This window comes from Actinomyces sp. oral taxon 170 str. F0386, from assembly GCF_000195595.1.
GTDB lineage: Bacteria > Actinomycetota > Actinomycetes > Actinomycetales > Actinomycetaceae > Actinomyces.
The window spans coordinates 103,698-127,825 of the sequence record NZ_GL882573.1 but is presented as its reverse complement, the minus strand read 5'-3'; the positions used below and the strand labels follow the sequence as shown (position 1 = coordinate 127,825).

The 24,128-nt window shown below is 69.4% G+C and carries 25 protein-coding genes and 1 tRNA gene; 9 read left to right on the top strand and 17 right to left on the bottom strand.

The genetic code is table 11. The annotated features are described in order from the left end of the window. Positions 1 to 8 precede the first annotated feature (8 nt). Complete coding sequence (locus HMPREF9056_RS12095; protein ID WP_253270040.1) at positions 9 to 758, bottom strand: hypothetical protein; 750 nt, start codon at positions 756 to 758, stop codon at positions 9 to 11. Positions 759 to 848: 90 nt separating this feature from the next. Beyond that, positions 849 to 1,883: a hypothetical protein gene (locus tag HMPREF9056_RS12090; RefSeq protein WP_034514538.1), complete on the bottom strand. Its 1,035-nt coding sequence runs from the start codon at positions 1,881 to 1,883 to the stop codon at positions 849 to 851. Between the two features lie 355 nt (positions 1,884 to 2,238). Here HMPREF9056_RS12090 and HMPREF9056_RS12085 point away from each other — a divergent pair, with 355 nt between their 5' ends. Continuing rightward, entirely contained in the window at positions 2,239 to 2,577 is a 339-nt protein-coding gene (locus HMPREF9056_RS12085; protein WP_009747016.1) for a hypothetical protein, read from the top strand. A gap of 147 nt (positions 2,578 to 2,724) precedes the next feature. Beyond that, positions 2,725 to 3,297 carry a LytR C-terminal domain-containing protein gene (locus tag HMPREF9056_RS12080; RefSeq protein ID WP_009747015.1) on the top strand — a complete coding sequence of 191 codons (573 nt, stop codon included), beginning with the start codon at positions 2,725 to 2,727 and terminating at the stop codon, positions 3,295 to 3,297. Positions 3,298 to 3,330: 33 nt separating this feature from the next. On the opposite strand, the gene HMPREF9056_RS12075 is transcribed toward HMPREF9056_RS12080, so the two are convergent. Further along, positions 3,331 to 4,791: a uracil-xanthine permease family protein gene (locus HMPREF9056_RS12075; protein ID WP_034514536.1), complete on the bottom strand. Its 1,461-nt coding sequence runs from the start codon at positions 4,789 to 4,791 to the stop codon at positions 3,331 to 3,333. A 231-nt stretch (positions 4,792 to 5,022) separates the two neighbouring features. On the opposite strand from HMPREF9056_RS12075, the gene HMPREF9056_RS12065 reads away from it, so the two are divergent. The 3 genes from HMPREF9056_RS12065 to HMPREF9056_RS12055 all read left to right on the top strand — a co-directional run bounded on the left by HMPREF9056_RS12065 (position 5,023) and on the right by HMPREF9056_RS12055 (position 7,689). Next, positions 5,023 to 5,406 carry a DUF4190 domain-containing protein gene (locus HMPREF9056_RS12065; protein WP_009747012.1) on the top strand — a complete coding sequence of 128 codons (384 nt, stop codon included), beginning with the start codon at positions 5,023 to 5,025 and terminating at the stop codon, positions 5,404 to 5,406. A 38-nt stretch (positions 5,407 to 5,444) separates the two neighbouring features. Beyond that, positions 5,445 to 6,182: a glutamine amidotransferase gene (locus tag HMPREF9056_RS12060; RefSeq protein ID WP_034514535.1), complete on the top strand. Its 738-nt coding sequence runs from the start codon at positions 5,445 to 5,447 to the stop codon at positions 6,180 to 6,182. Positions 6,183 to 6,369: 187 nt separating this feature from the next. Then, positions 6,370 to 7,689, top strand: coding sequence for an annexin A7 (locus HMPREF9056_RS12055; protein ID WP_253270039.1), 1,320 nt, complete (start codon positions 6,370 to 6,372; stop codon positions 7,687 to 7,689). Between the two features lie 371 nt (positions 7,690 to 8,060). Here the strand turns inward: HMPREF9056_RS12055 and HMPREF9056_RS14795 are convergent, their stop codons facing one another. Beyond that, positions 8,061 to 8,237, bottom strand: a complete 177-nt coding sequence (locus HMPREF9056_RS14795) for a hypothetical protein (protein ID WP_253270038.1) — start codon at positions 8,235 to 8,237, stop codon at positions 8,061 to 8,063. 40 nt (positions 8,238 to 8,277) lie between these two features. Between HMPREF9056_RS14795 and HMPREF9056_RS12050 the strand changes: the two genes are divergently transcribed. Together HMPREF9056_RS12050 and HMPREF9056_RS12045 are read left to right on the top strand one after the other, a co-directional pair. Next, a complete protein-coding gene (locus HMPREF9056_RS12050) occupies positions 8,278 to 9,171 on the top strand; it encodes a hypothetical protein (RefSeq protein ID WP_253270037.1) in 894 nt (297 codons plus the stop codon). Positions 9,172 to 9,327: 156 nt separating this feature from the next. Continuing rightward, the gene (locus tag HMPREF9056_RS12045) at positions 9,328 to 9,615 is read left to right on the top strand and encodes a hypothetical protein (protein ID WP_009747008.1); all 288 of its coding nucleotides are present in this window, start codon (positions 9,328 to 9,330) and stop codon (positions 9,613 to 9,615) included. A gap of 91 nt (positions 9,616 to 9,706) precedes the next feature. Here the strand turns inward: HMPREF9056_RS12045 and HMPREF9056_RS12040 are convergent, their stop codons facing one another. The 8 genes from HMPREF9056_RS12040 to HMPREF9056_RS14930 all read right to left on the bottom strand — a co-directional run bounded on the left by HMPREF9056_RS12040 (position 9,707) and on the right by HMPREF9056_RS14930 (position 15,138). Further along, a complete protein-coding gene (locus HMPREF9056_RS12040) occupies positions 9,707 to 10,393 on the bottom strand; it encodes an SDR family oxidoreductase (protein ID WP_009747007.1) in 687 nt (228 codons plus the stop codon). Between the two features lie 130 nt (positions 10,394 to 10,523). After that, complete coding sequence (locus HMPREF9056_RS12035) at positions 10,524 to 10,871, bottom strand: helix-turn-helix transcriptional regulator (RefSeq protein ID WP_009747006.1); 348 nt, start codon at positions 10,869 to 10,871, stop codon at positions 10,524 to 10,526. Between the two features lie 41 nt (positions 10,872 to 10,912). After that, a complete protein-coding gene (locus HMPREF9056_RS12030) occupies positions 10,913 to 12,169 on the bottom strand; it encodes an NADH:flavin oxidoreductase/NADH oxidase family protein (RefSeq protein WP_009747005.1) in 1,257 nt (418 codons plus the stop codon). Positions 12,170 to 12,403: 234 nt separating this feature from the next. Next, positions 12,404 to 13,138 carry a glutamine amidotransferase gene (locus HMPREF9056_RS12025; RefSeq protein ID WP_009747004.1) on the bottom strand — a complete coding sequence of 245 codons (735 nt, stop codon included), beginning with the start codon at positions 13,136 to 13,138 and terminating at the stop codon, positions 12,404 to 12,406. Positions 13,139 to 13,205: 67 nt separating this feature from the next. Further along, the gene (locus tag HMPREF9056_RS12020) at positions 13,206 to 14,039 is read right to left on the bottom strand and encodes a hypothetical protein (RefSeq protein WP_009747003.1); all 834 of its coding nucleotides are present in this window, start codon (positions 14,037 to 14,039) and stop codon (positions 13,206 to 13,208) included. A gap of 252 nt (positions 14,040 to 14,291) precedes the next feature. After that, positions 14,292 to 14,792, bottom strand: coding sequence for a hypothetical protein (locus HMPREF9056_RS12015; protein ID WP_253270036.1), 501 nt, complete (start codon positions 14,790 to 14,792; stop codon positions 14,292 to 14,294). After that, a complete protein-coding gene (locus HMPREF9056_RS12010) occupies positions 14,785 to 14,973 on the bottom strand; it encodes a helix-turn-helix transcriptional regulator (RefSeq protein ID WP_009747001.1) in 189 nt (62 codons plus the stop codon). The genes HMPREF9056_RS12015 and HMPREF9056_RS12010 overlap by 8 nt, the downstream gene beginning before the upstream one ends. 36 nt (positions 14,974 to 15,009) lie before the next feature. Beyond that, positions 15,010 to 15,138: a hypothetical protein gene (locus tag HMPREF9056_RS14930; protein ID WP_296500405.1), complete on the bottom strand. Its 129-nt coding sequence runs from the start codon at positions 15,136 to 15,138 to the stop codon at positions 15,010 to 15,012. Between the two features lie 198 nt (positions 15,139 to 15,336). On the opposite strand from HMPREF9056_RS14930, the gene HMPREF9056_RS12005 reads away from it, so the two are divergent. Continuing rightward, entirely contained in the window at positions 15,337 to 18,195 is a 2,859-nt protein-coding gene (locus tag HMPREF9056_RS12005; protein ID WP_157185084.1) for an ATP-dependent RNA helicase, read from the top strand. A gap of 155 nt (positions 18,196 to 18,350) precedes the next feature. On the opposite strand, the gene HMPREF9056_RS12000 is transcribed toward HMPREF9056_RS12005, so the two are convergent. From HMPREF9056_RS12000 to HMPREF9056_RS11995, 3 genes are all read right to left on the bottom strand, one after another. After that, the gene (locus HMPREF9056_RS12000; RefSeq protein WP_034514533.1) at positions 18,351 to 18,824 is read right to left on the bottom strand and encodes a nuclear transport factor 2 family protein; all 474 of its coding nucleotides are present in this window, start codon (positions 18,822 to 18,824) and stop codon (positions 18,351 to 18,353) included. Between the two features lie 226 nt (positions 18,825 to 19,050). Then, positions 19,051 to 19,139 (bottom strand) — tRNA-Ser (locus HMPREF9056_RS14235). Positions 19,140 to 19,218: 79 nt separating this feature from the next. Next, positions 19,219 to 19,650, bottom strand: a complete 432-nt coding sequence (locus HMPREF9056_RS11995; protein ID WP_009746997.1) for a nucleoside deaminase — start codon at positions 19,648 to 19,650, stop codon at positions 19,219 to 19,221. Positions 19,651 to 19,958: 308 nt separating this feature from the next. Here HMPREF9056_RS11995 and betT point away from each other — a divergent pair, with 308 nt between their 5' ends. Continuing rightward, complete coding sequence (betT, locus tag HMPREF9056_RS11990) at positions 19,959 to 22,175, top strand: choline BCCT transporter BetT (protein ID WP_034514532.1); 2,217 nt, start codon at positions 19,959 to 19,961, stop codon at positions 22,173 to 22,175. 154 nt (positions 22,176 to 22,329) lie between these two features. On the opposite strand, the gene HMPREF9056_RS11985 is transcribed toward betT, so the two are convergent. Beyond that, positions 22,330 to 23,193, bottom strand: a complete 864-nt coding sequence (locus HMPREF9056_RS11985; protein WP_009746995.1) for an aldo/keto reductase — start codon at positions 23,191 to 23,193, stop codon at positions 22,330 to 22,332. 208 nt (positions 23,194 to 23,401) lie between these two features. Then, complete coding sequence (locus HMPREF9056_RS11980; RefSeq protein ID WP_009746994.1) at positions 23,402 to 23,947, bottom strand: hypothetical protein; 546 nt, start codon at positions 23,945 to 23,947, stop codon at positions 23,402 to 23,404. Positions 23,948 to 24,128: the final 181 nt, after the last annotated feature.

Here is a 24,128-nt window from a genome sequence, read left to right as displayed (position 1 = left end):
CACCACAGTCAACGCGCTACGTCACCACCGGACATGCGCATGTAGACATAGACCGTCATGAGGAAGATCATCGGGATGGCCACGAGCAGCCCTATGACGGTCAGCAGCCCGCCGAAGTAGACGGGGATGATGGTGAGCGCCAGCAGCGGCGCGTTACCGCCTTGCCTCATGAGACGGTATGAGCGACCAATCGCCTTGAAGCAGGAGCATCCCTCGTTCATGACCACGACCACCGCCACCCAGCAGAAGTAGCCGACCACCAGGCCCCCGAGGGGGAAGAGGGAGGCGATGAAGCCCGCAAGACCGACGAGCACGAGCGCGGCAGCCGCGTCGAAGCCATGAGGAGGCACGACGAGGGAGCGGAACGTCACCTTCTCCCCGCGGGCGATCCGAAGCGCGGCGGTATAGAGACCCAGCACCACCACCAGCCCCCAGAGCAGCGCCATCGGAATCCCGATCGCGGCAATGAGCGCGCCATTGTCCTCACCGACCACGCTGACGAGTCCGGACACCACCAGCGCCACTGCCAGAAGGCTCAGCGGGAACCAGGCGATGATGAGGGGATTGGCGAAGGTCTTGGCCCAGGCCCACTTCAAGGCATCGCCCACCTCGATCCGCGGCACCGGAGGCTGCGCGGGGACCATGGAAACGGGTGGCTGCTGGTAGCCGTAGGCCCCGTCGAAGCCCGGCGCCGGGGGCATGTAGCCGTAGTGGCCAGTACCGCTCGACGCGCCAGGAGCTTCAAGAGACTCGGACACAGGGGTCTTCTTTCTGGACATGGAAGCATGTTCGCCCCGGTTGGGAACCGGGGCGAACATGCACGCGATCGGAATACAGTCAGGTTCGGCTCAGAACGTCTCGTAGCGCGCGGAGCTGAGGAAGACGCCGTGGCCGGTCTCGGTGTTGCGGCAGGTCATGCCGGTCTCCTCGGAGCTGCACACCCAGGAGCCGAAGGTGACGGACTGGCCGTACTCGACCACCTGGGGCGAGGAGGATCCGGGGCCGCGGAAGGCCTCATCGAGGGAGAAGGCACCCTCACCGCGGCCGCCGAGCTGAGGCGTTGCACCGCTACTGAGATCGAACCACCAGTTGGGCGAGCCCATCGCATCCTGACCGAAGGTGCCGTCGGAACGGTAGGACAGCACGCCGCAACCCGCGAAGTGGGCGGACAGGTCGCAGCCGATGTTGCCCGACGGCGAGACGATCATGGCCGTCTTCTCCGTGACGAGGTTGTCCGCGACGAAGGAGGTGGCCTGACCGGCCTGTGGCTCGGCGGGCGCTGCGGGCTCGGTGGGTGCCGGCGCGGACATGGTCTTGTCGGCACTGCCACCGGAGCCGTCAGCGTTGTCCGTGGGCGCAGGGGCTGCCGGGGCCGGCGCGGGCACAGCCTGAGCCTCGGGCGCCGCAGTCCGCGCCTGCTGACCAGCCTCGGCCTGGGGCCCACTGGACTGGCTCGCGCTGCTACTCGTACTCGCCTCCGGAGACTTGGAGGCCCCACCGTTGTGCTGGTTCGGGGAGTCGGTCTTGCCGGGGGTGGCGGCCTTGCTGGCACCATTCCCGCTGGCGGCGGGCCGGGGCTCACTGGCACGCGGGCTCGAGGGACGGGCGCCTGAACCGGAGGAGGACTGCGGCGCGGCCGACTCGCCGGAGCCCTTCCCCGTGGGGCTCGGGATACGGGGGGAGGCGTTGCCGGACTTCTGCCCGGATGTGGGCTTGGCGCTGGCCGTCGACTGCGCCTTCGCGGACGACGAGCCCGCGGTGCCCTGCTGGTTGGCGTTGGAGGCACCACCTGACTGACAACCGGCCAGGAGCATGGCGGTCGAGGTGAGGACAACGAGGGACAGGGGGATGGTGAAGCCGCTTCGGCGGACCGTGGCGGTCATGACTGCGGCATCCTTTCGGTCGACGTCGGTGCAGCCAACACGGTACTAGAGCCTTGAAGAGCATGGGAACAGTCTGGAAATCAGGCATCGCGCCGATTCCGGGCGTCAGATGTCCCACGTTCCCAGCGAACCATTAGATTTCGTAGCGATAACGCCAATCACAACAAGATGACGAGCCAATCGTTCTGCGGGCCACATTCCAACTAGTGAGACAGATAACGGATCGGCAACCGGCTCGGCACCCAGCTTCTCCGAAGGGACGGGACTCTCCGCCGGCACCCCGGGCGACGGCGATGTTGGACCGCCCACGGCGCTCCCGTGCGCCTTGGGCCAGTTCATTCACTAGGATGCTCACGTGATCTTCAAGGCAGTGCGAGAGAGGCCCCCCTACCCCGACCACGGGGTCACCACTCAGCGCGAGTGGGCCGTCATCGCGCCTCGGCAGATCCGCCTGGCCGATCTCACCACCACCCGCGCGACTCTCGACCTGCGCAGCCTCCTGGATGACGACTCCACCTTCTACGGGGACCTGTTCGCCCACGTCGTCTCCTTCAAGGGGGATCTCTACCTGGAGACCGGGCTGCACCGGGCCCTGCGCGCCGCTCTGCAGGGGCGCACCGCGATCCACGCCCGCATCCTGGAGGTCACTGAGGACGGGATACCGCGACTCGCTCCGGCGCCACCGAGCTCCTGACACCCACAGACGCACCTCCTCAGGAGCCAGGGCCTCAGCTCGGTCCCATGTCACATCGAGCCCACCACCGCCCGGCGAGCGCCGTCGTCCATTACCCTGGATCGCGTGAGTAGTCCCGCAGATCCGCGCACCGAGTACCGGCGGCACATGCAGCACCGCCAGGCCACTGTCATCGGCTCCATCCTGGCCTTCATGGTCATCGCCGTCGCCGTGAGCCTCCTGGTGTCGCTGGGCATTCTGCCCGCCTACAACCCGGGCTTCTCGCAGCCCAAGAGCACCTCCACCTACGCGCCCCCGCCCTGCCCGCCCGACGGCGCCAAGACCGTCGACGTCACCACGCTCACGATCAACGTCTACAACGGCTCGGAGTCAGTGGGCCTGGCCACCACCGTCCAGCAGGAGCTGGAGGAGGCAGGCCTGACCGTCGCCTCTGCGAGCGACTGGCCGGGGGGCATCTACAACGGCGAGGTCCAGATCCTGTCCTCCAAGGGCAGTCTGACCAACGCCTACTCCCTGGCTCAGGTCTTCCCCAACTCCACGGTGAAGATCGATGAGAGCCTGTCCGACGACGACGCCACGGTCTCGGTGGTCCTGGGCAAGGAGTACCTGCAGAACGCGCTGAACGCCGACGAGATCAAGCTGCTCGGCTCCGACAAGCCGATCACCGCCCCCAGCGACTGCGTCCCGGCGGACAAGAGCGCCAAGAAGAAGTCCAGCTGAGCCCCGGGACGCCGTCCGAGGGGATCGGTGACCTCAGTCCCCGTCCTTGTCATCGATACCGCCATCGTCCGGGGCGCTCGACGGCGTCGAACCCGTCTCCGGGGAGGCGGCCGACGGGGAGTGGGCGGCGCGGCTGGAGTAGGCCGGTCCCTCCAATTCGGTGCCGGCGGGCGCTGAGGCCGGGGAGGCCTGCTCCAGGTTGGTGCCGCGCACCTTCGAGATCCAGCGCATGGCGTGGTAGATGCCGATCGCGGCCAACGACCCCAGGGCGATGCCCTCGAAGGTCATGCCGTCCCAGGCCAGGGTGTAGTTGGCGATGGCCACCACCATGGAGACGGCCGCCGTGTTGAGGTTGACCGGATCGGAGAAGTCGACCCGGTTCTGCACCCAGATGCGCACGCCCAGCATGCCGATCATCCCGTAGAGGACCGTGGCCGCACCGCCCAGGACACCGGCAGGGATGGTCGCGATGATCTCGCCGAACTTCGGCAGCAGGGACAGGCTCAGGGCGGTCAGCGCCGCCACGACGTAGGCAGCGGTGGAGTAGACGCGAGTGGCGGCCATGACGCCGATGTTCTCCGCGTAGGTGGTGGTGCCCGAGCCGCCGCCGGCACCGGCGAGCATGGTGGACAGTCCGTCGGCGAACAGGGCGCGCCCGGTGACGTCGTCGAGGTCCTCCCCCGTCATCGCGGAGACGGACTTGACGTGACCGATGTTCTCAGCGACCAGGACGAGCACCACGGGAATGAACAGGCCCAGGTAGCTGACGTCGAAGGCCGGCGGGTGGAAGTGCGGCAGGCCCAGGACCGGGGCGTCGATGACCTTGGAGAACTCGACCTCGCCGCGCACCACAGCGGTGGCGTAGCCGATGAGCACACCGATGAGGATCGCCAGGCGCCCGACGATGCCCTTGAACATGACGGTGATGACCAGGATCGACACGATCGTGACGACCGCCGTCACCGGGGCCTGCTTGACATTGTTCCAGGCCGAGGGCGCCAGGTTGAAGCCGATGAGGGAGACGATCGCACCGGTGACGATCGGGGGCATGAGACGGTCGATCCAGCCGGCCCCGGCCAGGTGGACGACGACGCCCACGAGCAGCAGTGACAGACCCGCCGCGATGATCCCGCCCTGGGCCAGGGAGGCCTTGTGGGCGTCGATGGGGCCCCCGCCGTCGGCCATGTAGCCGGTGACGGCTCCGATGGGGGCGATGAGCGCGAAGGACGAGCCCAGGTAGCTGGGCAGGCGCCCGGAGGTGATGCCCAGGAACAGCAGGGTGCCCGCGCCGGTGAAGAACAGCGTCGTCGCCGGGTCGAAGCCGGTCAGAAGCGGCACCAGGAAGGTGGCGCCGAACATGGCGACGACGTGCTGGATGCCGATACCGATCGTGCGGGGCCAGGTGAGGCGTTCACCGGGGGCGACGACCTCGCCCGGAGCGATCGACCGGCCGTCGCCGTGAAGGCGCCAGCCGCGAGAAGGAGAAGAGGGCACGGGGGTCTCCTGCCTGAGCAATGGGGGAATGACTGTGTCCCGTGGGAGGCTCCACTCGCGGGCGACCCGCGGGACGCTCGGCAGGTTCCGGCAGAGCCTGCCGGAACTTCAGCATAGCCTCCGGCCGGGGGCCGTGCCGATCGGGCTCCCCGGGGCCGGCCACCGGCCGCCGCCGCTCGGCTCCTCCGCCGGGACGATGCCGCATCCGGCGTCGGAGGGCATGATGAGGATATGAGCACCGCCCGGCCCGCACCTCCAGGACAGAGCGCACCGACCTTCTCCCCGGGCTCGGATCAGTACGTCGACGGGCTCCCGCCAGGGTTCGTCTTCCCCGGGACTGAGAATCTCAACCCTGCGGAGATCTTCTCCGGCCCCGGTTACACGGCACCCCGCCCTCGCGCGGACTCGGGGGCCACAACCGCCATGGTCTGCGGGCTACTGATCTTCATCCCCCTCATCGGTATCGCCGCGATCATCCTGGGCGCCAGTGCGCTGCGCCGCCTGCGACACAGTTACGACTCCGGCGAGGGTATGGCCTGGCTGGGGCTCATCCTCGGAGCCGCCTCCACCCTCATCTGGCTCCTCATTCTCATACTCATGCTGTTCGTGATCTAGGAGCCCCGCACCTCCGGCCGGTCCCCTACAGTGGTCCCGTGAAGCCTTTCATCATGGTGACGACGCGCCCCGAGCACGAGGCGGCGCAGGACGAGTACGAGTCCTTCCTGGCCCAGAGCGAACTGCCGCGCGGCGATCTGCAGCACATCGCCCTGGAGGAGGTCGACTTCCTCGCATCCTTCACCGCAGCCGACGTCTCCGGGGTGCTCATCGGCGCCAGCCCCTACAACGCGGACACGCCGGCGGCGGACAAGACCCGCAGCCAGCAGTACGTCGAGGAGCAGATCCGTGAGCTGCTGGCGATGATTCTCAAGGAGGGGATCCCGCTCCTGGCCACCGGCGTCGCGCTCCAGGTCCTGGCCGCCTACCTGGGAACGGGGACGCACGAGGAGTTCGGCGAAGGGCTGGGCGCCGTTGACCTGTTCCTGACGGCGGAGGGCCGTGAGGACCCGGTCCTGGCGGGACTGCCGCAGGCCGTCACCGTGTTCGCCGGCCACTACGAGGGCGTCGGAGAGGTGCCCGCACACGCGACTCTGCTGGCCAGCTCGCCCGACTGCCCCGTCCAGATGCTGCGCGTGGGCAGGAACGTCTACGCCTGCCAGTTCAACCCCGAGCTCGACGCCGTCCGGTTCGAGCAGCGCGTCAGCATCTACGACGAGGCTGGATACGGCGACCCGGACATGAGCGAGGACATCCTCACCCAGGCCCGCTCCTCCGAGGCTCACGACGCCGGTCAGATCATCCGCAACTTCGTCTCGCACTTCGCACGCAGCTGAGCCACCCACCGCTCGGGGCCGGACGCCCTGAGAGACTCAGGGACAGGGGCGCAGCTCTGGAGCTGAGAGCCACAACGATCAGGACCTTGCCATGACTTACCCGTCTCCCTATCCGGGGCCGCCACAGGACCCGGGCGGCCCTCAGAGCTCGCCGTATGCTCCGCGGGTCGCGTACGGTCAGCCTCCGGTGAGCGCTCCGCAGGCCGGAGCACCGTACGGGCAGGCGCCGACGCCGGCCGGTCACGGCGCCTACATGCCCCCCGAGCAGCTCGCGATCCCGACGCAGTCGGTGCATCGCTCGCCCGGGGCCTCCGTCCGCCCGGACCACCCCTACCCGTCTCCGTCCGCGCAGGCCCCCGCGCCGCAGTATCAGCCGTACCAGTTATATCAGCAGCACTATCAGCAGGGTGCGAACGCCGGGTCCATGTACCTGAGCGGAGCAGTCACCGCACCGGGCTACTCCGCCGGGGACAGGCTCCTGCAACCGGGCTACTCGCACGCGGGGGCGGCCTCGCCTCAGACCATTGGCGCAGGGCACCATGTGCCGTGGCGCGGTGAGAAGGCGGCGGCGCTGGTCATGATGCTCGTTGCCTACGCCCTTGAGTTCGTCATCTACATTACCTTCGTCCTCAACTTCGCACGAGGCGGCTGGCTCAATATCGTGTTGACCACGATAATGTTCATTGTCGCCACACCGTTGATCTGGTGGCTTTACTTCGGATTGCGCCACCTGTCTCGCAATCAGCCAGTGACCGAAATGGTGGGTCTCGCACTATGGTTCGGTTACGGGGTACTTGCCATGCCCGCCGGCGTCTCCGACAAGGACCAGTATGCCGGTCTGCAGAACGTCGCCTTCGTCCTCCTGTTCATCGTCACCGCGGTAGGGGCCGTCCTCACCGCACGGCTCAACCAACGCTTGAGGAGCCCACGACCATGGACCATCACCCTGGCCCTGGGCGCTTGCCAGTTCGTGCTGATCAACAGCGCCGTGCGCCTTTCATACCTCGGCATATCGGCCTACTCAGCATCATCGAACGGAAAGAAAATCAGCCAGTACACGGCCAACGCATGGTTCGCATGGTCTGACTCAGGAGGGGTCGGTTTGCCCATGGCGCCAGGAATGCTCATCCTGGCGGCTATCACCTCCCTGGCTGCCGCAGGTTTTTTCCTGGGAATGCGGTCGCCCTCCAGCAGAGCCTTCCGAATCACGTCCACGAGCGCCGTCTCGCTCCTGACACTCTGCAACCTCGTCATCGTCCTCGCCTACGGATTGCCCACACGTGGCGAGTACGCCTATCGTCCCTCCGACGCAGGAATAGTGGTGGCGGTCATCATCGTCATGGGCGCGATGCTCATTGGGGCGACGCTGGCCGCAGGACATCGCCCCGTCGCCACGTCCCCGGCCGGCCACGGCCGGTACCGCATCGACGCCTCGAACGCACCCAACGCACAGAACATGCAGAACCACTTCAACCAGCCTCAGTCGCCCATGGGAGGCGGGTACTGACCACCAGGTACCGTACGGCAGATACACAGGTTGGCCCCTCTCGTCGACACGTACCGCCGGGTCGAGCACAATGCCACTATGCGGCAGCCACCTCAACCACCTCAGGGCAGCCCCGCCCCGACGTCGTCGGGCTCTGCCGGAAACGGCCCGGCCACGCCGTACGGCGTCGTACCTGACAGGCAGGCATCCTCCTCGCCGTCACCGTATGCGGCCTTCGCGCCAGGAGCCTCGCCCCGGAGCGGACAGCAGGCCGACTACCCCTATCTGCACCACGGACAGACCGCCGTTCCCACACAACCGGTGGCTCAGCACCTCTCCGCCGTCGGACAACCCGCCAGCAGGATCGTCACCGACAGGACCGGCGCCGATCCCTACTCGACGGGCCCCACCGCCAGCTTTCCCAGGTTCGTCCCCAGCCTCTCCCCCAGCCCTGCCCCCACGACCCCGCGGCAGCCCGCCCAGCCATCGGTTGCCGGCGCAGCCCCGCCCGGCGTCACCCACGAGGCCGTCTTCTCCCCACCCGCTCCCTGGAGGCGCGATCGGGTCATCGCTCTCATCACGACTCTGATCGCGTGCGGGACTCAGGTCGTGTGGACCCTCATCGACGGCTCCAGACAGCCATCCTTCCGCGCCGCCCCGGGCTTCACGCTGGACTTCGTCATCCAGCTGGTCTTCTACATCCTCCTCACCCCGGGCGCCTGGTGGCTGTTCCTGCAGTTCTCATCCATCAAAGCCATCTACGAGAATCGCCCGACCCCGGTCATGGTGGCCGCGACACTCCAGGTACTGCTCATCGACGTCCTGATGTTCAACGACAGCATCACTGGCACCCCGCTGCCGATCCTGTGCCTTCTGGCGACCGGCGGTGCCGCGATCGCCGCGACCATCATGAGTCAGCACACGCCCACCGCGCGATCACGGCTGGTCACGCTCGGATTGGCGGCCAACCTGTTCATTCTCGTGGCAGCGCTTCACCAGCTGACGAGCTCTCTTCGCTACGCACTGAACGGCGCCAACCTGAGTGAGCGCACGATCAACCTCTGGATGACGCCCGCGTCCGGCCCGGAGTATCGAGGAGCCCCTCTGATCGGCGGCATCATTCTGATGATCGTTACAGCCGTGATCGCTGCCACCTGCCTTTACCTGGGCTCCCAGCACCGTCACACAATGGCATTCGCGCGCCTCGTCGGCCTCGCTCCATTGATCATGGCTCTCACGAACGTGTACATCCTCCTCGCACACGGCCTCTCCGCCACCTCCATCGGCTCCACGCTCGGCCTGACCAGCATCGGTAAAGAGTTCCCATACATCTACTTCCGGGCGTGGGGCACGTCGATCCTGCTGGGCGTCTTCGCCGTCGGTGAGACTGTGCTGCTGCACCGGCGCGCATCCGCCAGGAGACGCGAGACGGGCCAGGTCATACCGGTGGCTGCGACCGTGCAGCCGCCCCTGCGCCAGAGCTACCGCCCCTACACGCGGTAGGCCTCTCCACCCACCTCCACGAAAAGTGATTGGAGTCACTCATTTAGTCCCATCCGCTTCCCGCTCGTCTCCGAACTCCTGGTGACGGCACACCCTTGCGGTGAGCCACTACTCACCTGGCCACGTCGCCTACCCACGCCACCAAGGAGCTCTCCCATGCGTACTCGTAAGATCGTATCCGCCGCCCTGCTCGTCGCCGCCCTCGCCGTAGGAACCGCCGCCTGCGGCTCCACGGACACCAACAAGGACAAGATGGAGCAGACCTCCACCCCGAACGGCACCATGAGCGACGGCAAGATGTCCGATGGGAAGATGAGCGACGACAAGACCGGGGACGGGAAGATGTCGGATGACAAGATGTCCGACAGCCCCACCTCCGACAGCATGTCAGACGGCAAGATGTCCGACAGCCCCACCTCCGGCTCCATGAGCGACGGCAAGTAGACCTCACCATGACCCGAACGGGCTCCGGTCCGCACTCACTCGATGAGCGCGGACCGGAGCCTTTCTGATGCCTGCCCCACGAAGGCGGCGATCATGACAGGTCGGCGTACTCCTGCGGTACGTCAGCAACAGCCTGGGCTATGGAGGTATCACCGTCGTAGAAGGGGATGACCTTGCCGATACTGGCCGGCTCGGCGAGCACGGCGGCGATGACGCGAGCCACGTTGCCACGCGATGTCGGCGCCTTCGAGGACGGGGTGCCTTTGAGGACGCGCGCCACGGTGATGGCACCAGTGGGGTCATCCAGGGTCAGCAGGCCCGGTCCCAGGATCGTCCAGTCCAGGTCGGTGGTCTGCAGGTGGCGGTCGGCCGCGATCTTGGCGATGGCGTAGGCACGCAGCGGGTGGTCCACGGGCACCTCCCCGTAGGCGGTGAGGAAGGAGACCATGACGTAGCGTTTGACCCCGGCTGCGGCGGCGGCCTCCATGGAGCGGACGGCGGCGGCGCGGTCGACGGCGTCGGTGCGCTCCGGGCCGCCCTTGCCTCCGGCCCCGGCGGACCAGACGATCGCGTCGGCGCCGGCGAAGGCTCGGGTGAGCTCGGCGACGTCGGCCTCCTCAATGGACAGGACCAGCGGGGTGGCGCCGGTGGCGGCGACGTCGTCGGCCTGATCGGGATTGCGGATGAGGGAGACGACCTCGTGGCCGGCCTCCACGAGCAGTGGGGCCGCCAGCAGCGCGACCTTGCCGTGGCCTCCGATGATGACGATGCGGGACATCCTGTGCGCCCTTTCCTACGAGCCTGAGCCGACCGGCTGATCGGTCTTGCGTGGTTCCAGCATTCACCCCGCCCGCACCGCACGCACCCCCTCCTGCGCTGGGCGAACGGGGACATAGTGCCGACGGCTCTTAGTCCCGCTCACAGGTATGCGCTCCGAGGTCGGACTCCAGCGCCGCCACAAGTGCCCTGAGCATGTCGAGGGCCTCCTGGCTGCGGACCTGGCAGATGCGCCGGGTCGCGGCCTTCGTGACCGACAGCAGCCCCGCCTGCTCCAGCAACTTGACGTGGTGGGAGACGGCGGTGCGCGACAACGGTGAGGTCTGTGCGATCTCTCCGACCGTCTGCGGGCCGTGCTGCAGCAGGTGGGCGACGATCTGCTGGCGCGTGGGGTCCTTGAGCGCCTCGAACATGGGGATGCAGTCGTTGAGGATGTCGATGCCGCACCGGCTGTCCGGCTGCTCGCTCCGGTCAGTCACGGGCCGAGCTCCGGATCCTCACCCTTGTCACCTTGCCGCTGTCAGCCACGCCGAGCCGCCCGGCGGGGCATGAGCGCACCGAGCCCGTGGCGGCGCACCGTGAAGGCCAGCGCCGCGAGCCCGTTGCCGTGGGCTGAGGCGTACCCGCCCCGGGCGAGGCGGCGCATCTGCATCTCGTACCAGCCGATGACCAGGACGCCGCCGAGCGCCTCATCGAGTGCCTTGACACCCGTGGAGACGTGGGGAAGGTCGATCCGACGTCGGCCGGCGCCGTGAAGAATGCGCTGCGGTAGGTCCGGGATGAGGGCCAGCGGCCGCCCGATCCCCACGAGGTCGGTCAGCCCCTCGGCGACGGCCTCCTCCATGTCCGCCGCCGAGCGGAAGCCGCCGGTGAGCGCCACCGGCATGGAGACGAGCTCTTTGAGGCGGCGTGCGTAGTCGGCGAAGTAGACGCCGCGACGGTGGTCCTCGGCGCTGCTGTCGGTCTCCTCGAAGACCGGCTTGCGGTAAGTGCCGCCGGAGACCTCGAGGACGTCCACGCCGAGCTCGGACAGGCGGGCCGCGACCCGCAGTGAGTCCTCCTGGGTCATGCCGCCGGGCTCGCCGTCGGAGGAGTTGAGCTTGACGGAGATGGGGAAGTCCGGCCCCAGGGTCTCGCGCATGCCCTGGTAGACCTCGACGAGGAAGCGCATACGCCCCTCGAGAGACCCGCCGTACTCGTCGGTGCGGTGGTTGTCCACCGGGGAGAGGAACTGGCTGACGAGGTAGCCGTGGGCGGCGTGGATCTGAACGCCGGTGAACCCCGCCTTCTTGGCGACGCGGGCGGTGGTGACGAAGCGGCGCACGATGTCACCGATCTCCTCGCGGCTGAGCTCGCGGGGCGGCTCGAAGAACTGTCCGTAGCCGCCATCATCCGGCACCTCGCTGGGGGCGACCGGGCGACGGTTGACCGAGCGCGGCGACTGCCTGCCAGGGTGGTTGATCTGCATCCACAGCTGGGTGCCGTGGGCGGTTCCCGCTTGCGCCCAGTGCCGCAGCATCTCCAGGTGGGTCTCGTCCTCGACGACGATATTGCCCGGCTCCCCCAGGTGACGGGAGTCGACCGCGACGTTGCCGGTCACGAGGATCCCGGCACCGCCGGCGGCCCAGCGCCCGTAGAGATCCACGATGTTCTGCGAGGGAGCCAGGTCAGGGGTTCCCAGGGCCTCGTGCATGGGCGCCTTGAAGAAGCGGTTCTTCACAGTCACCCCGCAGGGCAGGGTGAGCGGCTCGGCGAGGACGGAGCGTGTGGTGGACATCGGCAACCTTTCGTCGAAGCGTCGAAGTACTTTGACTTTTTGGCATAGTGAGGCTACCACTCCGCTTGACAGGGACCGGTTGCACGATGGCGAGACGGCACTACAGGACAGTCAGCCGCACTCCAACGACGGTGAGGGGTCGTGGAGTGCGACTGACCCTCAGCCAGGACGGGCTGAGGGTCATTCAGTGCGTTCCCCAAGCCGAGGGCGGATGTGCCGACGACGCGGCGATCGTCAGTCGCGGGCGTGGACGGTCACGAAGTTGGCCAGGAGCTTCCAGGAGTCGGAGACGTCGTCGAGGCGCACGCGGGCTTGGAGCTCGGCGAGCTCGTCGTCGGCGAAGTAGCCGTGGCCGGAGTAGAAGCCGAGCCGGTGGGCGAGGTAGTCGCCGTCGAGCTCGGGGTGGAACTGGGTGGCGTAGAGGTTGTTCTTGATGCGGAACATCTGCACGGGGCAGGCCTGGCCGGACCCCAGGACGACGGCGTGGGGCGGCAGCTCGGTGACGGCCTCCTTGTGGGCGACGAAGGCCTGGAAGACCCTCGGGACGCCCGCGCAGATCGGGTCGGCCAGGCCTGCCTCGGTGAGAGTGACGTCGGGGGCGGTGACGGCCTCGCCGTAGGTGGTGTCGACGACGGCGCCCTGGTGGCAGGCGAGCGTGCCGACGCCGTAGCAGGCGCCGAAGAAGGGGAAGTCGGCCTCGACGACCCGATCGAGCAGGCCGGAGAGCTCGCTCTCGACCCGGTTCTGGGTAGGAGACTTCTTCTCCGGCGGGGTGGAGGCGTTGAAGGGGGAGCCACCCACGAGGATGCCGGACCAGTCGTCCAGGTCGATCTGCGGCAGGGACTGGGACTCCAGGCGCAGTCGGACAAGCGTGGACTCGTCCAGGCCGGTGCGCTTGAGGAAGGCCTCGTACTCGGCGTCAGCGGGCTCGTCGTCGCTGCGGGTGGCCAGGAAGAGGAAGGGTTTCACGGGATGACCTTAGCGGGGGCCGACAGGCGGGGCAGCATTGTTTCTCACGCCGTTCTCAGAATCACGTTCAGGCGCCGGCTTGCAGGCTTCTGAGGACCTCCTCGACCGCGGCCAGGGCGACGCCGGACGCCTGGCGCAAGGCGAGCTGTGCCTGACCGAGGTTGCCGCCGGCCGCCGGAGCGTCCAGGTAGGTCAGGGCGGAGACGGTTACCCCCCTCGAGGCCAGCGCCATGGCCTCGGCGACGGAGTCGGTGACGGCGGCATCGGCCCCCAGGGAGACCAGAACGCGCGCCTCCGCGGGGCTCGGGCGCAACGGTCCGGGAACGAGGGCGACGACGGCGCTGCCGCTGACCCCCCGCAGGCGCCCCAGGCGCTCGGTGAGGTTCGCGTCCCAGCCGGCCGAGACCATGCCGGTGGCCGGGAAGAGGGGGCCTCCGGAGAGGTTGAGGTGGTCGGCGACGACACGCACCTGGCCGGGCGCCGCATCGCCGGACCGGCCGCCGGCCTCGTCACCGGAGCCGCGCAGCGGGGTGGCGCGCGTGACGAGCAGAGCCGCGCGCAGCCGGGTGCCGCTGGCGATCCGGGCCAGCGCCGTCGTGCTGCGGGCGGACTCTCCCTCGTACAGGCTGGTGCGGCCGCGAGCGACGAGGACACCGAGACCGCCTCGCTCGTAGGACAGCAGGGCGTCCTCCTGACCGGGAGCGCCCGGAGCCTGGACGCCGGGCAGGAGCGACAGGCGCACGCGGGCGGCAGGCCGCCCCCAGGCCTGGTCGAGGTCGCGCAGGAAGGCCGGTTCGGCGATGACGAGGAGGTCGTGGCGGGCGCGACCCGTGGCCAGGAGAATGGAGGCGCCGTCGGGGTCCTCATCCCAGGTTCCTGGTGAGGCGGGCTGCTGAGCCATGGGTTCTCCTCGGGTGTGCCCGGGGCGGGCGTAGGGCGGGGACGATGACCGGAGCGGGGCTCCGGTCAGGGTGGAGCGAAGTCTACGGGACGACGCTGGGACGCGCGGCCGGTCGGAGCCCCTTCGCCGCTCACCGACATCTTCTTCATTGATGACGCGGCTCCGCGTCACTTATGAAGAAGATGTCGGTGCGGATTGCCGCCCTTGAGCAGTCGCAGCCACGGCAGACAGGTGCGACTGCACCTCCGCGACCTACATCGTGCGGTTGAAGTAGATGTTGCCTCCGATGAGGCTGATCAGCTGAAGCCACAGGATGATGGCAATGGCCGGCGTCGTCGGTCCCCCGAAGGCGCCCACGGCGCCAACGACAACATTGCCGAAGAACCCGACGACGCCAGCGAGGGCCCAGGCCCGCTGCAAGGCGGCCCTGTCCCGCTCGTCCTCCCGCTTCTCGAGCTCACGAACGACGAAGGTGTCGTATCCGCGTCTCTTCGCGATGAACAAGGCGACGTACACGAGCATCATGGCTGACGCCCCACTGGCACCACCATAGAGAAAGCCGTTGGGCATCGGAATCGTCAACGCCGCCACCCACAGAAGGATCACGACGAGGACGACGTACGCCATGCGCCCGACGGGTGGCCGCGGTTTGATGGTCTTCAGGCTCTTCGGAGCACTTGGCGTCGAACTGGAGGAGGACGAGCCTGCGGCTGGAGCGGAGGAAGGGGCGGGCGTGGGATCTGACTCAGACATGAAAGATCTCCTCAACGGCGGTCTCGAAGTAGCGGGCGATAGCGATGGCCAGGGGAAGGGAGGGGTCGTACTTGCCCTTCTCGATGGAGTTGATGCTCTGCCTGGAGACGCCCAGGGCGGCTCCGAGCTGGGCCTGGGTGAGACCGCGGGCCTCGCGCAGGCTGCGCACGTCGTTATCCATAGCCCTCACCGCCCGGGGCGCGGCGTGACAACCGGCTCATGCCGCAGCCGAGTTCCGGGCGGCACGCAGTCGCGGGGACAGCCACGCGACACCGACGACGGAGACGCCGATCATGGCGGTGCCCATGAGGTGCACGACCAGCAGAAGTGGTCCGGCGGAGAGCATGGCGATCATCCCTTGAATACCCACTCACCCCAAGAGTGGGTGTCATGTTTGCTTGACATGTCTAGTGTGCTTGACAGAACTCATCGTGTCAAGCGTGCTTCACTCGAAACATCCAGGCCGTTGATGCCCGCCCCACACTCACCGGCATTTTCCTCACAGATGACGCGGCTCCGCGCAACCTATGAAGAGAATGTCGGTATGGCTCGACCGACCGTCCCCATCAGGGCCCTGCTCACCTCTCCCCCGGACCTACCGGTGGTCGAGGTGCTGCCCGAGCTGCGCGAGCGCCTTTCCCCTGCCCCATCCGGTTCCGACGACGCCGGCCCCTGCCTGGTCCTCACCGCCCCGCCCGGCACCGGTAAGACGACGCTCGTCCCACCACTCCTGGCCGACGTCCTGGCCGGCGCCCCGGAGCGCGGACCAGGCCGCGTCGTCGTCACCCAGCCGCGGCGCATCGCCGCCCGCGCGGCCGCCCACCGCCTAGCCGACCTCCTGGGAGAGGAGGTCGGCGGCACCGTCGGATACGCGGTGCGCGGGGAGCGGCGCGCCGGCCCGGACACGCGGATCGAGGTCGTCACCGCCGGGCTCCTCCTGCGCCGCCTCCAGCGGGACCCGGAGCTGAGCGGCGTCGACGCCGTCATCCTCGACGAGGTCCACGAGCGCTCCTTGGAGAGCGACCTGCTCCTGACCCTCCTGGCGGACGCGCGCGCCGCTCTGCGCGAGGACCTCACCCTCGTGGCCATGTCCGCCACGCTCGACGCCGACCGCCTGCGCCGCATCCTGGGCGGCTCGTCGGGCGGCGCCGCCCCGCTGGTGGAGGTACCCGGCCGACTTCACCCCCTGGAAGAGGTGTGGGCACCGCCGGGGCGCACCGGTCGCCTGGGGCCGCGCGGGGTGCTGCGGGAGTTCCTCGCTCACGTCGCCGCCACCGTGGAGCGGGCCCTGGCCGAGCACTCCGGAGACGTCCTGGTCTTCCTGCCCGGGGCCCGCGAGGTCGACGACGTCGTCTCCCGCCTGCGCGCCAGCGCGCCCGGGAACGTGGACATCCTTCCGCTGCACGGCCGTCTGCCCGCGAACGCCCAGGACGAGGCCCTGTCCCCGAGCCCGGCGGGGCGGCGGCGCGTCGTGGTGGCCACGAACGTGGCCGAGTCCTCGTTGACGGTCCCCGGGGTACGGGTGGTGGTGGACTCCACGCTGGCGCGCGAGCCGCGCCTGGACGTGGCCCGCTCCATGAGTGGCCTGGTGACGGTGGGGGTCTCGCGGGCGGCCGGGGTGCAGCGGGCCGGGCGTGCGGGGCGCGAGGGTCCCGGCGTCGTCTATCGCTGCTGCTCGCCGACGGACTGGGCACGCTCACCGCTGGCTCCGACCCCGGAGATCCTCTCGGCCGACCTCACCGGTGCGGCCCTGGAATTGGCCGTGTGGGGTGTGCCCGACGGCGCGGGGCTGGCCTGGGTGGATGAGCCGCCGGCAGCGGCGATGGCGGCCGCTCGGGAGACGCTGGAGCGCCTGGGGCTGGCCGGAAGCAATGGCGTGACGCCTCTGGGCCGGGCGGTGGCCGGGCTGCCGGCGGGCGTGCGCGAGGCCCGGGCTCTGGTGGTGACAGCACCGGTCCTGGGGGCGCGACGGGCGGCCAGAGCGACGGCGCTGCTGACCGCCGACCTGCGAGCACCCGGCGGGGACCTGACGGCCCTGGCCCGACAGGTCCGGGGCGGCGGGGCCGGGTCGGGGGCGTGGAAGGCGGAGGCGCGCCGGCTGGAGCAGGCCTGCCGGCGCGCCGTCTCCGAGCAGTCGGAGCACCCCGAGGATCCGGCCTCCATGAACGCCGGCCCTCAGGTGCCGGGTGCGATGGGGGTGTCAGGGTTGCCGGCAACGGGCCGGCCCGACGGTGTCAGCGGAGGGTCTCCCAGGTCCGGGGTCAGTGACGCTGCCCAGTCGGGCGACCTGGAGTCGGCGGTCGCGTTGGTGGCCGGAACGGCGCAGCCGCAGTGGATCGCGCGACGTCGGGGACCGGCTCCCCAGGCGGGCAAGGAGGCGCACTACGCGAGCGTCGCCGGGACCGGGCTGCGCCTGTCGGCGGGCTCGGCGCTGGCGGAGTCCGAGTGGCTGGCGGTGGCCGGTGTGGACCTGACCAGCGGGCGCGGGGACGCGCTCGTCCGGGCCGCGGCGCCCCTCGATGAGCAGATGGCCCTGGAGCTGGCCGGGGCCTGGCTGGCCGAGGAGGAGCGCACCGTCTGGGAGGGTGGGCGGCTGCGCACTGAGCGCCGGCGCCGTTTGGGGGCCATCACGCTCACCACCTCCCCGGGACCGCCGCCGGGTCCGACGGAGGTGGCGGGCGCCGTCGTCGCACGGGTGCGCGCTGAGGGTGCCGATGCCGGCCTGGCGGTGCTGCCGTGGGATGGGGAGGCGCTCGGCCTGCGCGCCCGCCTGGCCCTACTGCATGAGCACCTGGGCGAGCCCTGGCCGGATATGAGCGATGCGGCCCTGGCAGAGCGGGCCGAGGAGTGGCTGGCACCGGCGGTGACGAGTCTGGCCGGGCAGTCCGGCGGCCCAGGTGGGTCAGGTGGGTCGGCGTCGTCGGGCTCGGGGAGCCGGCGTTTCAGCCTGGAGCGGCTGGACGTGGCCCAGGCGCTGCGGGCGCTGCTGCCGTGGCCGCAAGCGGCGCGCCTGGACGAGCTGGTGCCCGAGCGCCTTGAGGTTCCCTCCGGCTCACAGGTGCCGGTGGACTACACCGCGATGGTCGGCGGCACGGCCGGGGCTCCGGGCTCAGCGGTCTCGGCCGACGCCGGGCGGGCGGGTCGGCCGGTGCTGGCGGTGCGGGTCCAGGAGTGCTTCGGGTGGGCGGCCACGCCACGAATTGTTGAGGGCCGGGTGGCGGTGCTGCTGCATCTGCTCTCACCGGCGCGCCGGCCGGTGGCGGTCACGGACGACCTGGCCTCCTTCTGGGAGCAGGGCTACCCGCAGGTGCGTGCCGAGATGCGGGGCCGCTACCCCAAGCACGCCTGGCCGGAGGATCCGTGGAACGCGCCCGCCACGAGGGGGACCGGGCGCCGTCGGTAGGCCAGAGAGCGAAGCTCACCCGGGCGCCGTCCGGGGACGGTGGGCGGCAAGCGCCGCAGCGGGCCGGTACTGCCAAGAGGCCCGAGGAGGCCCCCGGGGCTCCGGCTGAGCCCGGCCGGCTCAGACGTTCTCAGGACAACCGGCTCAGCGACGACTCACCACGTGGAGGCGTCCAGGCGGCTGAAGCGGAAGCCGGTGGTGTTGTGCTCGGTGTCGGGGTCGGCGTCGGGCACGACGTATCCGACGAGCTGGAGGTTCCAGGTGCCGCGCCCGCCCCACAGGGTGGCCGTGGTGCGGGTGCGTCCGCGCACCACCGGGAAGCCGGCGATCGTGTCCGCCTGGACGGAGACCACCTCGTGGGCGTGGTAGCACATGGCGCCGGTGGCGATGTCCCCGAGCCACTCGATCTTGGGCTGGGGGTAGCCGGTCATGTGGGTCAGGACGCAGTCGTCGGTGAGCAGGGCGTCGATCGCCTTCGTGTCACCGGCGACCATGGCGTCGCACAGGAGCGAGTAGAGGTCGGTGGCCGCATGGGGAGCGGTCTCGGAGGCATGAGGATGGGGACGGGCCTGAGTACGGGTGCGGGAGAGGGTTCGGGATTCGTGGGGACGGTGGGGACGGCGGCTCATGAGTCAAGGGTAGAGCCCGACGTCGGACAAATGGGGGACCAAGTGCTTTCAGCGCGGTTGACGGACATGCAGGTCCCGGCACATCCGGGCTTGCAGGAGGTTTGCACAGCGCTGCCCGGAGTGGCGCGGCCGGAGCGCCGCAGGATCAGCCTCATCCGGCAGGCGAGGCTGGGACGGCGAGGGCCCGCCGCGCAGCTCGCGGCTGCTTCGGCGGGCCCTCCCGTTGTGGCGGTAGCGCTGGGATTCGAACCCAGGGTGGCTATGAACCACACAGACTTTCGAGATCTGCACCTTCGGCCGCTCGGACACGCTACCTCGCCCACGAGGTTACACGGACGGCGCCCCACCCCCCAACGCGGTGTCCTGCGGTATCAGTCACGGCCGACGTCGGGACTCAGCGACGGCCGGAGAAGAAGGCGGTCAGAAGGTCCTGGGACTCCCGGGCGCGCAGGCCGGCGCGCACCTCGACCTGGTGGTTGGCGCGGGCGTCGCGCACGACGTCGCGCACCGAGCCGCAGGCGCCGGTCCTCGGCTCCCACGCCCCCAGCACCAACCGGGCCACGCGGGCCAGGACGATGGCGCCGGCGCACATGGTGCACGGCTCGAGGGTGACCACGAGGGTGCAGCCGTCCAGGTGGGAATCGCCCAGGGCGGCACCGGCGGCGCGCAGGGCGCGGATCTCGGCGTGCGCCGTCGGGTCGTGCTGGGCCTCGCGGGCGTTGGCGGCCTCGGCCAGGACGGTTCCCTCCGGCGAGAGGACGACGGCGCCCACCGGGACCTCCCCCGACTCGCCCGCCGCACGGGCCAGCTCCAGGGCGCGAGCCATAGCGGCATCGATGGTCGGATGAGCGGAAGGCGGAGACGTCACAGCTCCAAGGATGTCAGACCGGAAGGGCGGCCCGACGGCGCCGCCACCGCTCCTCCACGCCGCCCCGACATCGGAGGAAAGACATAACGGGCGCCTCGTCTCCGTTATAGGCTCCACACGAAGCCCGGGCCCGGACCGGTACCCTGACCCCGCCGGTACCCCGATATCTTGTTCCCGGCATCCTGGCGGTTGTCCCACATGTCCCCAGCCCCCAGCACTCCAAAGCACAGCACTCCATGAGTCCCCATGAAGAACGGAGCAGGTCGGTGAGCCGGTCACCCGAAACGAGCGAGCAGAGCGAGTCCACAGCAGACGGGCCCTCGGAGCGAGTTCCCGAGCCCCCCGACCACACCTCGCCGCCCGGGACACCGGGCGAGCCCCAGTCCGAGGCCCCGCTCGGCAAGCCGGCCGACACGCAGTCCTTCAACCCGGTGGTCTTCTTCGTGTCGGCCACCATCATCACCGTCGTCGCCCTGGCCGCGATCGTTGCCCCGAACATCGTCAAAAGCACCTTCGAGGCGGCCGTGACCTGGACGAGCCGGTGGTTCGGCTCCTTCTACATCCTCCTCATCACCACCGCGCTCATCTTCATCCTGGCGCTGGCCTTCTCCCGGTTCGGACGGATCCGTCTGGGCCCGGACAACTCGACGCCGGACTTCTCGACCTTCGCCTGGACGGCCATGCTCTTCGCCGCCGGCATCGGCACCGAGATCCTGTTCTTCGCCGTCGCCGAGCCGGTCGACCAGTACATGCACCCGCCCACCGGTGAGGGCCAGACCATCCAGGCCGCCCGCGACGCAATCGTCCTGTCTCTGTTCCACTACGGCATCTCCGGCTGGGGGCTGTACGCGCTGGTGGGTCTGTCCATGGCCTACTTCGCCTACCGACGCCGTGACACGCTCACCCTGCGTTCCACCCTGCGCCCGCTGCTGGGTCGGCACACCGAGGGCGTCATCGGCGACATCGTCGACGCCGCTGCCCTGGTCGGTGGGGTCTTCGGCATCGCGGCCTCACTGGGCGTCGGCGTCGTTCAGCTGAACGTGGCCCTCAATATCCTGTTCGGGCTGCCGCAGGGCTTCCCCACCCAGATCGGCCTGACCGCCCTGGCCGTCATCATGGCGACCGTCTCGGCCGTCTCCGGGGTCGACCGCGGCGTGCGCGTCCTGTCCACCATCAACGTGCTGCTGGCCATCGGCCTGGCCCTGTGGGTGCTCATCACCGGTGACGCCGCCTTCCTCATCGACGCGCTCGTGGGCTCCATCGGCGACTTCTTCACCCGCTTCCCGCTGCTGACGCTGGAGACCTACGCCTACAACCGGCCCGATGAGTGGCTCAACGCCTGGACCCTGTTCTTCTGGGCCTGGTGGATCGCCTGGGCGGCCTTCGTGGGTATGTTCCTGGCCCGCATCTCGCGCGGGCGCACCATCCGTCAGTTCGTGCTCGGCAGCCTCCTGCTGCCCTTCTGCTACATCCTCATGTGGGTGGCGATCTTCGGCAACCACGCCCTCGATCTGGTCATCCGCGGCAACGGCGAGTTCCGCGACCTCACCCTGAACCAGCCCGAGCAGGGCCTGTACTGGATGCTCGAGCACCTGCCGGGTCAGAAGCTCCTCATCGCCCTGGCCCTGTTCATCGGCATCCTCTTCTACGTCACCAGTGCCGACTCCGGGGCCCTGGTCATGGCCAACCTCTCCAGCCGCATCCGCTCGGCGCGCCAGGACGCCGCCCCCTGGCTGCGGATCTTCTGGGCCGCCCTGACCGGGGTCCTCACCATCGCGATGCTCGTGGCCGGCGGCATCCCGATCCTCCAGCAGGCCACGATCGTCATGGCACTGCCCTTCTCCGGGGTGCTCATCCTCATCATGTACACGCTGTGGCGTTCCCTGAGCACCGAGGACACCTACAACCAGGCCCTGTCCCTGGCCAACCGCAACCGCGCCCTCGGTTTCAACGGGTCGGCCGCGGGCCTGGAGCAGACGCCGTGGCGCGAGCGCCTGACGCACACCCTCAACTCCGTGTCACCCGACGAGGCCGGCCACGCCATGGAGCGGCGCATCGTGCCGGCCCTGGAGGCGGTGGCCACCGAGCTGCGCAAGGAGAACGTCTCCGCCGAGGTCTTCGTCGAGGGGCCCGAGGCGCAGGACCCCGACGACGAGCGCACCTTCCTGGGGCGGGCCAGCCTGGTCGTCTCCTCCGAGCCGGCCAGCGAGGTCGGGGAGGAGCAGTCCAGCTCCATCGACTCCTTCCGCTATGTGGTGCGCATGGTGGTCACGCCCGTGCCCGCCTACGGGTTCGCCGTCCACGAGGCCGACGACCTCACGGTGCGCCTCGAGGTGCGCCCCCACAGCGGCGGCCAGGGCTACGACGTCGTCGACTGGAACTCCGACCAGGTGGCCCACGACGTACTCGACCACTACGAGCGCTGGCTGGAGTACGTGCGCACCTCCGAAAAGACCGAGTCCCGGTTCTCCCGGCGGCTCTGACTCGTGCTCCTCCCCCGGCGGGGACGTCCGGCGCGTACTGGTACAGGGTCTTGTCCCCGACGACGTCGAACGTCCCCGGCCGGCTCAAGCTGCACCCGGCCGCGTCGAATGTCTCCCGCCGGTAACCGGAGGCAGTCGCAGAAGGCCGAAAGGCTCAGTCCTCCTCGACCGTGAAGGAGGCGAGGCGCTCCTGGAAGGCGGGGTCGTAGTGGTTGACGACGCCCTGTCCCTCATCGAGGGCGGCGATGGTCCGCATGTCGGCGTCGTCGAGCTGGAAGTCGGTGACGTCGAGGTTGGAGACCATGCGCTCACGGTGGACCGTCTTGGGAATGACGATGATGCCCAGCTGGATGAGGTAGCGCAGCGCCACCTGGGCGGCGGACTTGCCGTACTTCTCGCCGACTCCGGTGAGCACCGGATGGGTGAAGATGTTGTTGCGGCCCTGGGCCAGCGGGCCCCAGGACTCCAGGGCGGTGCCGTACTTGGTGTACCAGGCGCGGTTGTCGGCCTGCTGGTTGAAGACGTGGGTCTCCATCTGGTTGACGGCCGGAGGCACCTCGACGTGCTGCGCCAGGTCCACGAACCGGTCGGGGAAGAAGTTGGAGACGCCGATGGCGCGGACCTTGCCGGCGGCCAGGGCCTTCTCCATGGCGCGGTAGGTGCCGTAGTAGTCGCCGAAGGGCTGGTGGACCAGCAACAGGTCGATGTAGTCGATGCCCAGGCGGCGCAGGGAGCCGTCGATGGAGCGAGCGGCGCGCTCGTCCCCGGCGTTGGAGAACCACACCTTGGTGGTCACGAAGACGTCCTCGCGGGGCAGCCCGCAGGCGGCGACGGCGGCTCCCACGCCCTCCTCGTTACGGTAGGCCTGGGCGGTGTCGACGTGGCGGTAGCCGACCTCGAAGGCCTCGAGCACGACCCGCTCGGTCTCCTCCGGCGGCGTCAGGAAGACGCCGAAACCGATCTGGGGGATATCGACGCCGTTGTTGAGAGTGATGGTGGGGGCGGAGGCGTTGGCCATGAGTTCTCCTTCGATGCAGTCGTGATGGCACCGTAGCTCCGCGGGACGGCCCGACGTCAGGCCCTTTCGCGCCCGGCCCAACCGGCGCGTCGGCGAGGACATTCCGCGCGCCCGGGGGCATCTCAGGCGTACGGGCGCAGGAAGGCGTCGAATGCCCCCGGCCAGCCTCGATGGCACCCGACCACGGCGAGGCGTCCCCGGCGGCGCATCACGACTGCCCCCAGAGTCCTGCGACCACCGCAACGATGAGCCAGCCGATGACGGACACCACCCGGCTTCCCGCCAGGACGCCCAGGCCCCACCGGACGGTCGACCTCCTCAACCAGGGCCCCGTGACCGTCAGTAACGCGGCCAGGGCTGACGGCAGCCAGGGCCGTAGCTCAGCATCACCCACCCTGGCGAGCAGCCGCTGCGACTCCGCCAGGAGGTCGTGCGCCCAGGCCACCGTTCCCCCGCCCGGCGCCGCGGCCCGCAGGACCGGCGCCAGCTGCTGTCCGACGACGACGATCAGCAGCGCCAGCGCCACGGCCTCGGCGCCCACTGCCACGTACCAGTGCACGTAGTCCCGACGTCGTTCGTGGATGCTCACCTCGTCGGAGTGCGCTGGGCGTACCGGCTCGTCGGCTCCCGGCCCGAGCATCTCGGTACCGGCGAAGGCTTGGAAGCGGGTGGGCGTGCGGACCGGTCCCGAGGCGGGGCCGAAGGCGTCGGTGGCAACGGCTGCATGGCATGGAAGGAACGGGTCAAGGCTCATGTCCACCAGTTCACTCTTCGCGGGCCTCCATGACACTGGTGCTCACCCCCGTCTTCATATCCGGTTAACCCCACCTCGCCACTGGTCGCGTGCGCACCACCGTGAGGGTGCCAGCACCACCTCGGGGCACGCATGCAGTGCGCACTGGGGAGCCAGCACGAGTGCGCCCCGGGGCCGGCCC

Bases quoted from the DNA above. Each gene is read 5' to 3' on its own strand.
- HMPREF9056_RS12010 (WP_009747001.1), bottom strand. From the start codon at position 14,973: ATGGATAACGACGTGCGCAGCCTGCGCGAGGCCCGCGGTCTCACCCAG.
- HMPREF9056_RS12065 (WP_009747012.1), top strand. From the start codon at position 5,023: ATGAGCACCGCCCGGCCCGCACCTCCAGGACAGAGCGCACCGACCTTC.
- HMPREF9056_RS12015 (WP_253270036.1), bottom strand. From the start codon at position 14,792: ATGTCTGAGTCAGATCCCACGCCCGCCCCTTCCTCCGCTCCAGCCGCA.
- HMPREF9056_RS11980 (WP_009746994.1), bottom strand. From the start codon at position 23,947: ATGAGCCTTGACCCGTTCCTTCCATGCCATGCAGCCGTTGCCACCGAC.
- HMPREF9056_RS12080 (WP_009747015.1), top strand. From the start codon at position 2,725: ATGCAGCACCGCCAGGCCACTGTCATCGGCTCCATCCTGGCCTTCATG.
- HMPREF9056_RS12045 (WP_009747008.1), top strand. From the start codon at position 9,328: ATGCGTACTCGTAAGATCGTATCCGCCGCCCTGCTCGTCGCCGCCCTC.
- HMPREF9056_RS14795 (WP_253270038.1), bottom strand. From the start codon at position 8,237: ATGACCCGATCGCGCCTCCAGGGAGCGGGTGGGGAGAAGACGGCCTCG.
- HMPREF9056_RS12030 (WP_009747005.1), bottom strand. From the start codon at position 12,169: ATGTCCACCACACGCTCCGTCCTCGCCGAGCCGCTCACCCTGCCCTGC.
- HMPREF9056_RS12040 (WP_009747007.1), bottom strand. From the start codon at position 10,393: ATGTCCCGCATCGTCATCATCGGAGGCCACGGCAAGGTCGCGCTGCTG.
- HMPREF9056_RS11985 (WP_009746995.1), bottom strand. From the start codon at position 23,193: ATGGCCAACGCCTCCGCCCCCACCATCACTCTCAACAACGGCGTCGAT.
- HMPREF9056_RS12005 (WP_157185084.1), top strand. From the start codon at position 15,337: ATGGCTCGACCGACCGTCCCCATCAGGGCCCTGCTCACCTCTCCCCCG.
- HMPREF9056_RS14930 (WP_296500405.1), bottom strand. From the start codon at position 15,138: ATGCTCTCCGCCGGACCACTTCTGCTGGTCGTGCACCTCATGGGCACC.
- HMPREF9056_RS12000 (WP_034514533.1), bottom strand. From the start codon at position 18,824: ATGAGCCGCCGTCCCCACCGTCCCCACGAATCCCGAACCCTCTCCCGC.
- HMPREF9056_RS12090 (WP_034514538.1), bottom strand. From the start codon at position 1,883: ATGACCGCCACGGTCCGCCGAAGCGGCTTCACCATCCCCCTGTCCCTC.
- HMPREF9056_RS12020 (WP_009747003.1), bottom strand. From the start codon at position 14,039: ATGGCTCAGCAGCCCGCCTCACCAGGAACCTGGGATGAGGACCCCGAC.
- HMPREF9056_RS11995 (WP_009746997.1), bottom strand. From the start codon at position 19,650: ATGGCTCGCGCCCTGGAGCTGGCCCGTGCGGCGGGCGAGTCGGGGGAG.